Origin of the sequence: Klebsiella sp. I138, assembly GCF_051131765.1 — a bacterium.
In the GTDB taxonomy this organism is placed as follows: domain Bacteria; phylum Pseudomonadota; class Gammaproteobacteria; order Enterobacterales; family Enterobacteriaceae; genus Klebsiella.
Genome location: NZ_CP180447.1, coordinates 2,892,159 through 2,906,576, shown reverse-complemented (window position 1 = coordinate 2,906,576; position 14,418 = coordinate 2,892,159). Strand labels below are relative to the sequence as shown.

Sequence of the window (14,418 nt, the reverse complement as noted above, 5' to 3'; positions counted from 1 at the left end):
GCTCTTAGTGCATCATCATGTTGTAGTTCAGGTTCCACATAATCCAGATGGAACCCACAACAACGATAGCAATGATGATTACGGTGAAGACAAACGCGGTCAGGTTCCAACCTTCGTCAGATTTGCTGTTCATGTGCAGGAAGTACACCAGGTGTACCAGAATCTGCACAACAGCGGTGACCAGGATGGTACCCAGAATAGCCGCATGCGATGCGGAGCCACTCATAACCATAGCAAACGGAATGACCGTCAGAATGATCGACAGGATGAATCCCGTCATGTAGCTCTTTACGCTGCCGTGAGAAGCGCCGTTATGATCGCTAGAATGACTCATTACATTGCCCCCATCAGATAAACAACCGAGAACACGCAGATCCACACCACGTCCAGGAAGTGCCAGAACAGGCTCAGGCACATGATACGGGTACGGTTAGTTGGGGTCAGGCCGCGACGCGAAACCTGGAACATCAGCACCGCCATCCAGATCAGACCGGAGGTGACGTGCAGACCGTGCGTGCCTACCAGCGCAAAGAACGCTGACAGGAAGCCGCTGCGATCCGGACCCATACCTTCAACAATCAGGTGATGGAATTCATAGAGTTCCATCGCGATGAACCCTGCCCCGAAGAGGAAGGTCAGCGCCAGCCAGGAAACAACCTGGCTCTTGTTGTTTTTGTACATGGCGATAGCCGCCATGCCGTAGGTGATGGAGCTGAACAGCAGCAGAGCAGTTTCAACCAGAACGAACGGCAGTTCAAAAATATCTTTACCGGTCGGCCCGCCAGCCGTGCCGTTCACCAGAACGGCATAAGTGGCGAACAGGGTAGCGAAGATAATGCAGTCGCTCATCAGGTAGATCCAGAAGCCGAATACCTTCATCGGCCCTGTATCGTGATGCCCGTGGTCGTGTCCGTGGGCGTTATGCGCAAGAGTATCAGTTGCCATTTTTCAGCCCCGCTTTGTTAATTTCATCGAAATGCTGACCTTCCAGTTTTTCGACTTCTGCAACCGGCACGTAGTAATCCACGTCTTCGTCAAAGCTCTTAATAATCCAGGTCACAACGATGCCGACAAAGCCAACAATCGCCATCCACCAGATATGCCAGATCATTGCGAAACCAAACACCGTAGCAAAGGCAGCAATAACAATGCCTGCGCCGCTGTTTTTTGGCATATGAATCTCTTCATAGCCAGCAGGTTTCTTGTACGCTTCGCCTTTTTCTTTCATTTCCCAGAACGCATCGCGCTCGTGGACGTTCGGAACGATAGCAAAGTTATAGAACGGCGGAGGAGAAGAGGTTGCCCACTCCAGAGTACGGCCGCCCCACGGGTCACCGGTCAGGTCGCGGTTTTGATCGCGATCGCGGATGGACACGTAGAACTGAATCAGCTGGCACAGGATACCGCAAGCGATCAGCGCCGCACCGCATGCTGCAACAACCAGCATCGGGTGGAACTGCGGATCGATTTGCTGGCTCAGACGACGAGTCATCCCCATGAAGCCCAGCACGTACAGCGGCATAAACGCTACGAAGAAGCCGATGATCCAGAACCAGAACGCACGTACGCCCCAGGTTTCGTTCAGCGTAAAGCCGAAGGCTTTGGGCCACCAGTAGGTCAGACCGGCGAAGCAACCGAATACCACACCACCGATAATGACGTTATGGAAGTGGGCAATCAGGAACAGGCTGTTGTGCAGCACGAAGTCTGCGCCCGGTACCGCCAGCAGTACACCGGTCATGCCGCCGACCGAGAAGGTGACGATGAAACCGATTGTCCACAGCATGGCAGAGTTCAGGACGATACGTCCCTGGTACATAGTGAACAGCCAGTTGAAGATCTTCACCCCGGTCGGGATGGCGATAATCATGGTTGTAATACCGAAGAAGGCGTTTACGTTCGCACCGGCACCCATGGTGAAGAAGTGGTGCAGCCAAACGATGAACGACAGAACGGTAATACAAATGGTTGCCCATACCAGCGAGGTATAGCCGAACAGACGCTTACGCGAGAAGGTTGCGGCGATTTCGGAGAACACCCCGAAGACCGGCAGAACCAGGATATACACTTCCGGGTGGCCCCAGGCCCAAATCAGGTTGATGTACATCATCATGTTGCCACCCATATCATTGGTAAAGAAATGGGTGCCCAGGTAGCGGTCCAGGGTCAGCAGCGCGACGGTGACGGTCAGAATTGGGAAGGAGGCGATAATCAGGATGTTGGCGCACAGAGATGCCCAGGCGAACACGGGCATCTTGAACATCGTCATGCCAGGGGCACGCATCTTGATAATGGTCACAAAGAAGTTAATACCGGTTAAGGTTGTCCCGATACCGGAGAGCTGAAGCGCCCAGATCCAGTAATCGACCCCAACGCCCGGACTGTACTCGATTCCCGAAAGCGGCGGATAGGCCAGCCAACCGGTCTGTGCGAACTCACCGACGCCCAGAGACAGGTTAACCAGAATCACGCCCACAACGGTGAACCAGAAGCTCAGGTTGTTCAGGAACGGGAACGCCACGTCGCGCGCACCGATCTGCAGCGGAACCACAAGGTTCATCAGACCGATAACAAACGGCATCGCTACGAAGAAGATCATGATAACGCCGTGGGCGGTAAAGATCTGATCGTAGTGATGAGGAGGCAGGAAGCCCGCATCCCCGGCCGAGGCCAGCACCTGCTGGCTACGCATCATAACGGCGTCAGCAAAGCCACGCAGCAACATGACGATTGCTACGATGACATACATGATACCGAGTCTTTTGTGGTCGACCGAAGTCAGCCACTCTTTCCACAGGTAGGACCACTTACCGAAGTAAGTGATTGCCGCCAGAAGCGCCAGTCCCCCGATGATGATTGCAGCGACCGTAATCACGATAATTGGTTCGTGATAGGGGACTGCATCCAGTGTTAGTTTTCCGAACATCGTTTTCTTCCTCGGTCCCTTAGTGAGCGGTTTCCGCGTGGCTCATGTCCATGCCTTCCATTCCTTCGTGCGCTGCGTGCTCGCCTTCAGGTTGGGACATGTCCATACTCTTGCCGTGAGACATGAATTTGCCGATAACGTCTTTAAACAAATCTGGCTTCACGTTAGAGAAGTATTCCACTTTGTTGTATTCGCTAGGCGCAGCCACTTTTTCGAAGGCAGCCATGGAATCCATGGTGTTCGAAGACTGTTTTGCTTTCGCTACCCACTGATCGAAGGATGCACGATCCGGCGTGGCGATAGCTTTGAACTTCATTCCAGAGAAGCCCGGGCCGCTATAGCTGGCGGAGATACCGTCATAAGTGCCAGTTTCATTCGCGATGAGGTGCAGCTGAGTCTGCATCCCGGCCATTGCGTAAATCTGGCTGCCTAAACGTGGGATAAAGAACGAGTTCATCACGGAATTAGAGGTCACTTTAAAGTGTACCGGTACGTTCGCCGGGAAGGCGATTTCGTTGACGGTAGCAATACCCTGTTCCGGATAGATAAAGAACCATTTCCAGTCCATCGAAACAACTTCGATGACGATCGGTTTCTCTTCGTGAGCAAGCGGTTTGCTTGGCTCAAGTGCGTGAGTGGTTTTCCAGGTCAGAACGGCCAGGAACAGGATGATCAGAATAGGAACCGTCCAGACCACTGCTTCAACTTTGTTGGAGTGTGACCAGTTCGGGCTATACTTCGCATCTTTATTGCTTGCACGATACTTCCAGGCAAATCCTACTGCCATTAAGACGGCGGGAATAACGACAATCATCATCAGGCCAAAGGCCGTCAGTATCAGAGAACGTTGCTCCAGTCCAATCTGTCCTTTTGGGTCAAGGAGCGCAGCATCACAACCACTGAGTAATACAGTACCTGCGATTAATGACATCCATCCCAAACTTTTATTGTATTTCCTAAGTCTCATTGAACGACCTCAATTCCACGGAATCTGGTGGCGCTTAAAGTGTGCGGGCATTTTACGGGAAGGTTGCATTACTGTAAACATGATTGGAGCTGTGTCAGTTCCGTGTTAGTGGGTTCTGCTTGCTTTGTCACATATGTAACTGAGTGTGTTGCTGATGCTTGCAAAGCCCGGTATTTGCAGGAACCATAACGAAAGGGATAAGAATGAGTGGGCTTATGGGATAATGAGTATAAACACACGGAAAATAACACAACTAATTAACAATTAATTATCAAATAAAAGACATTGTAACGCAGGGATATTAAATCACTTTTGCTGAATCGGTTAAATTATTTAATGTTTTGAATAAAAGTTGTCGATAATTTCCAAAAATTTAAAGCGCACAAAACAACAAATGAAAAAGGAACAATATAAAATCGTTAATAAGCCGTTATAATTACGTTCAGTGATTGCAACGGCTAATAACATCGTAACTGCCCATTAAATCAGCGCTGTCTTCCGCAAGGCCAGATAATCAAGCAGACTCCCGAGCAGAATGCCGGCGATAGCCGTGAGTGCCGCTATTTCAAGCATGCCTGGCAGGAAGGAAAAAGCGGTGTAGTCGAGGGCATTGAGCACCAGCAACACCAGCCATACCCCCAGCATCAGCGAGCCTGCCGCCAGGATAAGCAGCGCCAGCGCATAGGCCTGCGGATAGTGCGTGCGTGGTATAAAGCTGCCGGTGCGCTGAGTGTGCTCCAGCGTTTGTCGGCAGACCAGCAGCAGCATAATCCCTGGGATAGCGGCAAAGACGGAGAACAGATAAAAAGTTGGCCAGCCGTGGGCTTCAACGAACCAACCCGCAATGGGCCCGACATACACGCGCCCGACTGCCGACAGTGCAGACAGCAAAGCAAACTGGGTAGCGGAAAACGATTTATTACACAGCGTCATTAATAGTGCGACAAAGGCCGCCGTGCCCATACCGCCACACAGGTTTTCGAAAAAGACCGCCGTGGCCATCGAGTAAAGATGCTTATCGGTAATCGACAGCAGCCAGTAACCGGCATTGGATACGCCCTGTAATATCCCGAAAATCAGCAGCGCGCGAAACAGGGTAAGGCGCTGCATTAATACGCCACCGTAGAGCGCGCCAACAATCGTCGCGAAAAGCCCCAGCGTTTTATTGACCATTCCGACCTCGCCGGCATCAAAACCGACTCCGCGAATCAAAAACGTGGTGGTCAGACTCATCGCAAAGGCATCGCCGAGCTTATAAAGGACGATTAGCAGCAGGATCAGCCAGGCGTTATTGCGCCCGAAGAAATCGCGCAGCGGTTCGGCGACCGCCTGTTCGAGGCTTTTTGGTACCGGAATGACATCGCTCGGCTCCGGGGCCAGCAATGTGGCGATAATGCAGGGAATCAGCAATACGGCCATCAGCCAGTACATTCCCTGCCAGCCGAGCCAGCGGTCAGCCAGCCATAGCGCCAACCCCCCGGACACCAGCATCCCAAGGCGATAGCCCAGTACGCTGATGGCCGCCCCCGCGCCGCGCTCCTCTGCCGGCAGCACATCGGTTTTCCATGCGTCGAAGACGATGTCCTGTGATGCGGAACAGAAGGCGATAACCACCGCTAATGCGGCCATCCAGCGGAGCTGGCTGGCGGGCTCGAGAAACCCCATAGCGGCAATGGCGATAAGCAGCAGGAACTGGGTGGTCAGCAGCCAGCCGCGACGCCGGCCAAGGAACGGCGGCGTGTAGCGGTCCATTAACGGCGACCAGAGAAATTTAAAGACGTAAGCCTGACCGACCAGCGAGAAAAAACCGATCGTTTTCAAATCGATATTCTCAACGGTCATCCACGCCTGGAGCGTGCCGGAGGTCAGAGCAAGAGGCAAACCGGAAGCAAACCCAAGGATCAGCAAAATGGCTGATTTAGGCTGCTGAAAAATGCGTAAGTAGTTGTTGGACATAGCTTATAGCGCAAACCCGGCGCGAGGCCGGGTTTGCGAACGATCAACGCGCGTTTTGCTTGATGAAATCATGAATGCTGGTGTCCTGCGCCATATCGGCGATGGTATCGGTCAGGACGCTGTTTACCGCATTGGCAATATTCTGGTTGGAAGCCTGGAAGGCGCCTTCCACAGAGTAGCTTGCGCGATAGTTTTTGGTCATCTTAGTGCCGTTTGCTGCGGTGGCGATAATCGCGATATCCGCCTTGGTGGCGATGTTGTATCGCACGCTACCCTGGGAAACGTCGGCATACAGTTTGTTCACGATGATTTGCAGATCGACGGCGCCGTTTGGCCCAATCATATAACCGCGCGCTGTCATTTGTTTCTCAAGGACTTCCTGCAGCAGGAAGCGCAGATCGCGGGAGGCGGTCAGCGTAACCTGTTGGTTATCGCGGGTCACTTTCGCCAGCGCCTGATCCGGACGCTGATCGGCACCGTTAATGCTGACGGTGACGCCCATCAGGCTTGGGTCCTGCTGCGGCAGGCTCATTTTCGGCGATACATCAATGGTGGTCGGCGGCGTCGCGCATCCTGCCAGCATAAACATCGCGACCAGCGGGAAAAGAATTTTCTTAAACATGTTCAGGGTCTCAGCGCATGGTGTGGTTATACCCGGCATACTTCAAGCGGCAGTTGCGTTAGCGGCTTTTGTTCACCCTCGTCACTCGCTTCAGCAAGTTCCTGAGGACTCTCCCGTTTGCAGCCTTTCCGTCGCTCGAATTTATTTAGGGTCATTGAGGAAAATTACCGCCATCATAACATCGCCAACGGCGAGGGGAAGTGGCAACGCATGTAAATTCATCGCGTTGTGCATTTTATCGCCGCCCCCCATTTTTATCGCGATCCGGGCGGACGTTCTGGGGGAGACAGTGAGTAAACTTGATACTTTTGAATGAAAATATCAGATGAATGCTAATTTTTTGTTGTTTTCACCTAATGGAAGCGGTAAAAGCGGCTAACATTTAAAAGGAATGGCGGCATCTCAGCGTTGTCGGAGGAGAAAATTCATGATGATACGTGAACAGATCGAAGCAAAACTTAGGGCAGCGTTCGACCCCGTGTATCTCGAAGTCGTGGATGAAAGTTATCGCCACAATGTCCCAGCGGGCTCTGAAAGTCATTTTAAAGTGGTGTTGGTGAGCGATCGTTTCACCGGCGAGCGTTTCCTTAATCGTCACCGTATGATCTACGGTACGTTGACCGAGGAGCTGTCGAGCACCGTGCATGCGCTGGCGCTGCATACCTATACGATTAAAGAATGGGAAGGACTGCAGGATACCGTCTTTGCGTCTCCTGCTTGTCGCGGTGCGGGAAGTATCGCCTAGAAATCGTATTTGCAACCGCTGGAGCTTTTCCAGTATGTTGCGTGAAGATTTATCAAAAAACGGCCTGCGGGCCGTTTTGTTTTGTCTGAAAATGTGCTCTGCGGGTGCTTTTAAAGGCAAATTTGCGCGGGAAATGTGAAAAATGCCGCAGCAGTGGGCGACAACCGTTCTCGACTCACAAAAGTGATGCCGCTATAATGCCGCGTCTTATATGAATGTCTTCGGGATGATTCTGACGACAGGGAATGTGTTTCTGATTGAAGAGGGCATCCCGGTTCTGCGAAGCAACGTACACGCGCTTCCAGAGTTGACCGAGCACTGTGATTTTTTTGAGGTAACAAGATGCAAGTTTCAGTTGAAACCACTCAGGGCCTTGGGCGCCGTGTAACGATTACTATCGCCGCTGACAGCATCGAGAATGCTGTCAAAAGCGAGCTGGTCAACGTGGCGAAAAAAGTTCGCATTGACGGCTTCCGTAAAGGGAAAGTGCCGATGAATGTTGTTGCTCAGCGTTATGGCGCATCCGTTCGCCAGGACGTGCTGGGCGACCTGATGAGCCGTCACTTCGTTGACGCGATCATCAAAGAGAAAATCAATCCGGCTGGCGCACCGAACTATGTTCCGGGCGAATACAAGCTGGGTGAAGACTTCACCTACGCGGTAGAGTTCGAAGTTTATCCGGAAGTTGAGCTGCAGGGTCTGGAATCAATCGAAGTTGAAAAACCGGTTGTTGAAGTGACCGAAGCCGACGTCGACACCATGCTGGACACTCTGCGTAAGCAGCAGGCTAACTGGAAAGACAAAGACGGTGCAGTTGAAGCAGAAGACCGCGTAACCATCGACTTCTCCGGTTCTGTTGACGGTGAAGAGTTCGAAGGCGGCAAAGCGTCTGACTTCGTACTGGCGATGGGCCAGGGTCGTATGATCCCGGGCTTTGAAGACGGTATCAAAGGCCACAAAGCTGGCGAAGAGTTCACTATCGATGTGACCTTCCCGGAAGAATACCACGCAGAAAACCTGAAAGGTAAAGCGGCTAAGTTCGTCATCAACCTGAAAAAAGTTGAAGAACGTGAACTGCCGGAACTGACTGCTGAATTCATCAAACGTTTCGGCGTTGAAGATGGTTCCGTAGAAGGTCTGCGCGCTGAAGTGCGTAAAAACATGGATCGCGAGCTGAAAGGCGCCGTGCGTAACCGCGTGAAGTCTCAGGCGATCGAAGGTCTGGTTAAAGCCAACGACATCGACGTACCGGCTGCACTGATCGACAGCGAAATCGACGTTCTGCGTCGCCAGGCTGCTCAGCGTTTCGGTGGCAATGAGAACCAGGCGCTGGAACTGCCGCGCGAACTGTTCGAAGAGCAGGCTAAGCGCCGCGTTGTTGTTGGTCTGCTGCTGGGCGAAGTGATTCGTACCAACGAGCTGAAAGCTGACGACGAACGCGTAAAAGGCCTGATCGAAGAGATGGCTTCCGCTTACGAAGATCCGAAAGAAGTTGTTGAGTTCTACAGCAAAAACAACGAACTGATGGACAACATGCGTAACGTTGCGCTGGAAGAGCAGGCTGTTGAAGCCGTTCTGGCAAAAGCGAAAGTGTCTGAAAAAGCCACGACCTTCAATGAACTGATGAACCAGCAGGCGTAATTTCGCCCACGCGGTTTAAGGTTCAGGTCAAACCCGTTGCCGGAAGGCGGCGGGTTTTTTTTTATCGCAGCAATAGCTTCAGGATGAGTGCGAAAACGCGATATCAATGATAGCGTTACGACAAAAGCTTGTTATGCTTGAATTATGATTGCATCGTCCCCATTACGAGGAGACGAAACTGCACACGTGAAATCATGCATAATGACGAAGCGTGTCTTTCCCGATTCGTTCAGCCTGCAGGCATAAGGCCGATATTCAGGTAATTTGAATGATGACGGACAGAAGACTCTGGCTGATAATCCGTCCATAAGGTTACAATCAGTGCGGCAGGTTTATTCAAAATTAATCCAGGAGACGGAAATGTCATACAGTGGCGAACGAGATAACTTTGCACCCCATATGGCCCTGGTGCCGATGGTCATTGAACAGACCTCGCGCGGTGAACGTTCTTTTGATATCTATTCCCGTCTGCTCAAGGAACGCGTCATCTTTCTGACCGGCCAGGTGGAAGACCACATGGCGAACCTGATCGTGGCGCAGATGCTTTTTCTGGAAGCAGAAAACCCGGAAAAAGACATTTATTTATACATTAACTCTCCGGGCGGGGTGATCACCGCCGGGATGTCAATTTACGACACCATGCAGTTCATCAAGCCTGACGTGAGCACCATCTGTATGGGCCAGGCGTGTTCAATGGGCGCCTTCCTGTTAACCGCAGGGGCAAAAGGCAAGCGTTTCTGCCTGCCGAACTCTCGCGTGATGATCCACCAGCCGCTGGGCGGCTATCAGGGCCAGGCGACGGATATCGAAATTCACGCCCGGGAGATCCTGAAAGTGAAGGGTCGGATGAATGAACTGATGGCACACCATACGGGTAAATCCCTGGAGCAGATTGAGACCGACACCGAGCGTGATCGTTTCCTTTCCGCCTCTGAAGCGGTGGAATACGGCCTGGTCGATTCCATTTTGACCCATCGTAATTGATGCCCCTGGCGTAAGGGTGCCGCTATACTTGTCTGAAGTAGGGCGGCACAACGCTGATAAGCGACTTGCGCCTGAGAATGGCATTTGCGTCGTCGTGTGCGGCACAAAGAACTTAATAAGAGGTTTGGACTCATGACAGATAAACGCAAAGATGGTTCGGGCAAACTGTTGTATTGCTCTTTTTGCGGCAAAAGCCAGCATGAAGTGCGTAAGCTGATCGCCGGGCCATCCGTGTATATCTGCGACGAATGCGTTGATTTATGTAACGACATCATTCGCGAAGAGATTAAAGAAGTCGCACCGCATCGCGAGCGCAGTGCGCTGCCGACTCCGCACGAAATCCGCCACCACCTGGACGATTATGTTATCGGCCAGGAACCGGCGAAAAAAGTGCTGGCCGTTGCGGTATACAACCACTACAAACGCCTGCGCAATGGTGACACCAGCAACGGCGTTGAGCTGGGCAAAAGTAACATTCTGCTGATCGGGCCGACGGGTTCCGGTAAAACGCTGCTGGCGGAAACGCTGGCGCGCCTGCTGGATGTTCCGTTCACCATGGCTGACGCCACCACCCTGACCGAAGCGGGTTATGTTGGTGAGGACGTTGAAAACATCATTCAGAAGCTGCTGCAGAAATGCGACTATGACGTGCAGAAAGCGCAGCGCGGTATCGTATATATCGATGAAATCGACAAAATTTCCCGTAAATCGGATAACCCGTCGATTACCCGCGATGTCTCTGGCGAAGGCGTGCAGCAGGCGCTGCTGAAGCTTATCGAAGGCACCGTTGCCGCGGTACCACCGCAGGGCGGGCGCAAGCATCCGCAGCAGGAGTTCTTGCAGGTTGATACCTCCAAGATTCTGTTTATCTGCGGCGGCGCGTTTGCCGGCCTGGATAAGGTCATTTCTCATCGCGTTGAAACCGGTTCGGGTATTGGTTTCGGTGCGACGGTGAAAGCCAAATCTGACAAAGCGAGCGAAGGCGAGCTGCTGTCTCAGGTTGAGCCGGAAGATCTGATCAAGTTTGGCCTGATTCCTGAGTTTATCGGTCGTCTTCCGGTTGTTGCCACGCTGAATGAGCTGAGCGAAGAAGCGCTGATTCAGATCCTGAAAGAGCCGAAAAATGCCCTGACCAAACAGTATCAGGCATTGTTCAATCTGGAAGGGGCTGAGCTGGAGTTCCGTGATGAAGCGCTGGATGCTATCGCCAAAAAAGCGATGGCGCGTAAAACCGGCGCCCGTGGCCTGCGTTCTATCGTTGAAGCGGCGCTGCTCGATACCATGTACGATCTTCCATCGATGGAAGACGTGGAAAAAGTGGTTATCGACGCTTCGGTTATCGAAGGGCAAAGCAAGCCGCTGCTGATCTACGGAAAACCGGAAGCACAGCAGGCATCTGGTGAATAATTAGCCAACTTGCTCAAGCAGTTAAACAAAAAGGGGGGATTTTATCTCCCCTTTTATTTTTCCTGCATTCCCGCCGTTGAATGTGTGGAATACATCCCCATATACTGGATTACATATTAACGGCGACGCGATGACGAGTCGTGCCGCTGGCTACCTGGCGGACTTTAAACTAAGAGAGAGCTCTATGAATCCTGAGCGTTCTGAACGCATTGAAATCCCCGTATTGCCGTTGCGCGATGTGGTGGTTTATCCGCACATGGTCATACCCCTGTTTGTAGGGCGGGAAAAATCTATCCGTTGTCTTGAAGCGGCTATGGACCATGATAAAAAAATCATGCTGGTTGCGCAGAAAGAAGCTTCGACGGATGAGCCGGGTGTAAATGATCTTTTCACCGTCGGGACCGTGGCGTCAATTTTACAGATGCTGAAGCTGCCTGATGGCACCGTCAAAGTGCTGGTTGAAGGCCTGCAGCGCGCGCGTATTTCAGCATTATCGGATAACGGTGAGCATTTTTCAGCGAAAGCGGAGTACCTCGAATCGCCAGCGATCGACGAACGCGAGCAGGAAGTGCTGGTTCGTACCGCGATTGGTCAGTTTGAAGGCTATATCAAACTGAACAAGAAAATCCCACCGGAAGTGCTGACGTCGCTCAATAGCATCGACGATCCTGCACGTCTGGCTGATACCATCGCTGCCCACATGCCGCTGAAGCTGGCAGATAAGCAGTCCGTCCTCGAGATGTCCGACATTAACGAACGTCTGGAATATCTGATGGCGATGATGGAATCGGAAATCGATCTGCTGCAGGTTGAGAAGCGTATTCGCAACCGTGTCAAAAAGCAGATGGAAAAGTCTCAGCGTGAGTACTATCTGAATGAGCAGATGAAGGCCATCCAGAAAGAACTTGGCGAGATGGACGATGCCCCGGACGAGAACGAAGCGCTGAAGCGCAAGATCGACGCGGCAAAAATGCCGAAAGAGGCAAAAGAAAAAACCGAAGCGGAACTGCAAAAGCTGAAGATGATGTCGCCGATGTCGGCCGAAGCGACCGTCGTACGTGGCTACATCGACTGGATGGTGCAGGTGCCGTGGAGTGCTCGTAGCAAGGTCAAAAAAGATCTGCGTCAGGCTCAGGAGATCCTCGATACCGACCACTATGGTCTGGAGCGCGTGAAGGATCGTATCCTTGAGTATCTCGCAGTGCAGAGCCGCGTGAACAAGCTGAAAGGGCCGATCCTGTGCCTGGTCGGGCCGCCGGGGGTGGGTAAAACCTCTCTGGGCCAGTCCATCGCCAAAGCGACCGGACGTAAGTACGTGCGTATGGCGCTGGGCGGCGTGCGTGACGAAGCGGAAATCCGCGGTCACCGCCGTACCTATATTGGCTCAATGCCGGGCAAGCTGATCCAGAAAATGGCGAAAGTGGGGGTAAAAAACCCGCTGTTCCTGCTTGATGAGATCGATAAAATGTCCTCCGACATGCGCGGCGATCCGGCTTCAGCGCTGCTGGAAGTCCTGGATCCTGAACAGAACGTGGCCTTTAACGACCACTATCTGGAAGTGGACTACGATCTCAGCGATGTCATGTTTGTGGCGACCTCTAACTCCATGAACATTCCGGCACCGCTGCTGGACCGTATGGAAGTGATTCGTCTGTCCGGTTACACCGAAGATGAAAAACTGAACATCGCAAAACGCCATCTGCTGTCGAAGCAGATCGAGCGCAATGCGCTGAAAAAAGGCGAGCTGACCGTTGAGGACAGCGCGATCGTCGGGATTATTCGCTACTACACCCGCGAAGCGGGCGTGCGTGGGCTGGAGCGTGAAATCTCCAAACTGTGCCGCAAGGCGGTTAAACAGCTGCTGCTGGATAAGTCCCTGAAGCACATCACGATTAATGGCGATAACCTGCATGATTTCCTTGGCGTACAGCGCTATGACTACGGTCGTGCGGATAGCGAAAATCGCGTCGGCCAGGTTACCGGTCTGGCGTGGACGGAAGTGGGCGGCGATCTGCTGACCATTGAAACCGCCTGCGTGCCGGGGAAAGGCAAACTGACCTACACCGGTTCGCTGGGTGAAGTGATGCAGGAGTCTATTCAGGCTGCGCTGACCGTGGTCCGTTCACGTGCGGATAAACTGGGGATTAATCCGGATTTCTACGAGAAACGTGATATTCACGTTCACGTACCGGAAGGGGCGACGCCGAAAGATGGTCCGAGCGCCGGTATCGCCATGTGCACTGCGCTGGTGTCCTGCCTGACGGGGAATCCGGTTCGTGCTGACGTTGCGATGACGGGGGAAATTACCCTGCGTGGCCAGGTGCTGCCAATCGGCGGTCTGAAGGAAAAACTGCTGGCGGCACATCGCGGCGGTATTAAGACTGTTCTGATTCCTGATGAAAATAAACGTGACCTTGAAGAAATTCCAGATAACGTTATTGCCGATTTAGATATCCATCCGGTGAAACGAATTGAGGAAGTTCTGACACTTGCGTTGCAGAACGAACCGTTCGGTATGCAGGTCGTCACGGCAAAATAGTGATTTCGCGCAAATAGCGCTAAGAAAAGTGGGGCTGGGAAGTCAATTCGTACTTGCCAGCCTTTTTTTGTGTAGCTAACTTAGATCGCTGGCAGGGGGTCATCTACAACTCTGTTGTAAGGGCATGACAGTCCTGATATAACTGCTGCGCGGTCGCACCACGAAGGATTCTGGTGCGATATAAATTATAAAGAGAGGAAGAGAACAGTGAATAAATCTCAACTGATTGACAAAATTGCTGCGGGTGCGGACATTTCTAAAGCTGCAGCCGGACGTGCGTTAGATGCTTTAATTGCTTCTGTTACTGAATCTCTGCAGGCTGGGGATGACGTTGCGCTGGTCGGGTTTGGTACCTTTGCTGTGAAAGAGCGCGCTGCCCGTACTGGTCGCAACCCGCAAACAGGTAAAGAAATTACCATCGCTGCTGCCAAAGTGCCGGGTTTCCGTGCCGGTAAAGCGCTGAAAGACGCGGTAAACTGATCGGCTTCCCATCAGGGAATGTGACGAAGTACAAGGGCGCATCGCGAGATGTGCCTTTTTTATTTGTCCGAAACCCGACTTTATCTGTGTTTGTACGCACTTGTGGGCTGACAATCACCCCATTTTCTTGTCAAAATAGGCCCTCACGCGC

At 52.4% G+C, this 14,418-nt stretch carries 12 protein-coding genes; 6 read left to right on the top strand and 6 right to left on the bottom strand.

Annotated features, from left to right (window positions below):
• Window positions 1-4: 4 nt before the first annotated feature.
• The 6 genes from ACMYSK_RS13555 to ACMYSK_RS13530 form a co-directional block, all read right to left on the bottom strand.
• A complete protein-coding gene (locus ACMYSK_RS13555) occupies window positions 5-334 on the bottom strand; it encodes a cytochrome o ubiquinol oxidase subunit IV (protein WP_434636027.1) in 330 nt (109 codons plus the stop codon).
• Window positions 334-945, bottom strand: coding sequence for a cytochrome o ubiquinol oxidase subunit III (locus ACMYSK_RS13550; protein ID WP_041144312.1), 612 nt, complete (start codon window positions 943-945; stop codon window positions 334-336). Before ACMYSK_RS13550 ends, ACMYSK_RS13555 begins: the two co-directional genes overlap by 1 nt.
• Window positions 935-2,926, bottom strand: coding sequence for a cytochrome o ubiquinol oxidase subunit I (cyoB, locus tag ACMYSK_RS13545; RefSeq protein WP_434636026.1), 1,992 nt, complete (start codon window positions 2,924-2,926; stop codon window positions 935-937). Before cyoB ends, ACMYSK_RS13550 begins: the two co-directional genes overlap by 11 nt.
• Before the next feature lie 19 nt (window positions 2,927-2,945).
• On the bottom strand, window positions 2,946-3,893 hold the full coding sequence (cyoA, locus tag ACMYSK_RS13540) for a cytochrome o ubiquinol oxidase subunit II (protein ID WP_434636025.1): 948 nt from the start codon (window positions 3,891-3,893) through the stop codon (window positions 2,946-2,948).
• A gap of 480 nt (window positions 3,894-4,373) precedes the next feature.
• A complete protein-coding gene (ampG, locus tag ACMYSK_RS13535) occupies window positions 4,374-5,849 on the bottom strand; it encodes a muropeptide MFS transporter AmpG (protein ID WP_434636024.1) in 1,476 nt (491 codons plus the stop codon).
• 43 nt (window positions 5,850-5,892) lie between these two features.
• A complete protein-coding gene (locus ACMYSK_RS13530) occupies window positions 5,893-6,471 on the bottom strand; it encodes a lipoprotein (protein WP_434636023.1) in 579 nt (192 codons plus the stop codon).
• A gap of 427 nt (window positions 6,472-6,898) precedes the next feature.
• On the opposite strand from ACMYSK_RS13530, the gene bolA reads away from it, so the two are divergent.
• The 6 genes from bolA (at window position 6,899) to hupB (ending at window position 14,267) form a co-directional block, all read left to right on the top strand.
• Window positions 6,899-7,216 (top strand): transcriptional regulator BolA, encoded by a 318-nt coding sequence (bolA, locus tag ACMYSK_RS13525; protein ID WP_434636022.1) that lies wholly within the window; start codon window positions 6,899-6,901, stop codon window positions 7,214-7,216.
• 342 nt (window positions 7,217-7,558) lie between these two features.
• Window positions 7,559-8,857, top strand: a complete 1,299-nt coding sequence (gene tig / locus ACMYSK_RS13520) for a trigger factor (RefSeq protein ID WP_434636021.1) — start codon at window positions 7,559-7,561, stop codon at window positions 8,855-8,857.
• A 360-nt stretch (window positions 8,858-9,217) separates the two neighbouring features.
• Complete coding sequence (clpP, locus tag ACMYSK_RS13515) at window positions 9,218-9,841, top strand: ATP-dependent Clp endopeptidase proteolytic subunit ClpP (protein WP_123755699.1); 624 nt, start codon at window positions 9,218-9,220, stop codon at window positions 9,839-9,841.
• A 132-nt stretch (window positions 9,842-9,973) separates the two neighbouring features.
• Entirely contained in the window at window positions 9,974-11,248 is a 1,275-nt protein-coding gene (clpX, locus tag ACMYSK_RS13510) for an ATP-dependent protease ATP-binding subunit ClpX (RefSeq protein ID WP_434636020.1), read from the top strand.
• Between the two features lie 184 nt (window positions 11,249-11,432).
• Complete coding sequence (gene lon, locus ACMYSK_RS13505; RefSeq protein WP_434644100.1) at window positions 11,433-13,787, top strand: endopeptidase La; 2,355 nt, start codon at window positions 11,433-11,435, stop codon at window positions 13,785-13,787.
• A 207-nt stretch (window positions 13,788-13,994) separates the two neighbouring features.
• Window positions 13,995-14,267: a nucleoid-associated protein HU-beta gene (hupB, locus tag ACMYSK_RS13500; protein WP_002444653.1), complete on the top strand. Its 273-nt coding sequence runs from the start codon at window positions 13,995-13,997 to the stop codon at window positions 14,265-14,267.
• Window positions 14,268-14,418: the final 151 nt, after the last annotated feature.

Coding starts and splice junctions, on each gene's coding strand:
- clpP (WP_123755699.1), top strand. CDS start 9,218: ATGTCATACAGTGGCGAACGAGATAACTTTGCACCCCATATGGCCCTG.
- ACMYSK_RS13530 (WP_434636023.1), bottom strand. CDS start 6,471: ATGTTTAAGAAAATTCTTTTCCCGCTGGTCGCGATGTTTATGCTGGCA.
- tig (WP_434636021.1), top strand. CDS start 7,559: ATGCAAGTTTCAGTTGAAACCACTCAGGGCCTTGGGCGCCGTGTAACG.
- ACMYSK_RS13555 (WP_434636027.1), bottom strand. CDS start 334: ATGAGTCATTCTAGCGATCATAACGGCGCTTCTCACGGCAGCGTAAAG.
- clpX (WP_434636020.1), top strand. CDS start 9,974: ATGACAGATAAACGCAAAGATGGTTCGGGCAAACTGTTGTATTGCTCT.
- lon (WP_434644100.1), top strand. CDS start 11,433: ATGAATCCTGAGCGTTCTGAACGCATTGAAATCCCCGTATTGCCGTTG.
- ACMYSK_RS13550 (WP_041144312.1), bottom strand. CDS start 945: ATGGCAACTGATACTCTTGCGCATAACGCCCACGGACACGACCACGGG.
- cyoB (WP_434636026.1), bottom strand. CDS start 2,926: ATGTTCGGAAAACTAACACTGGATGCAGTCCCCTATCACGAACCAATT.
- bolA (WP_434636022.1), top strand. CDS start 6,899: ATGATGATACGTGAACAGATCGAAGCAAAACTTAGGGCAGCGTTCGAC.
- ampG (WP_434636024.1), bottom strand. CDS start 5,849: ATGTCCAACAACTACTTACGCATTTTTCAGCAGCCTAAATCAGCCATT.
- cyoA (WP_434636025.1), bottom strand. CDS start 3,893: ATGAGACTTAGGAAATACAATAAAAGTTTGGGATGGATGTCATTAATC.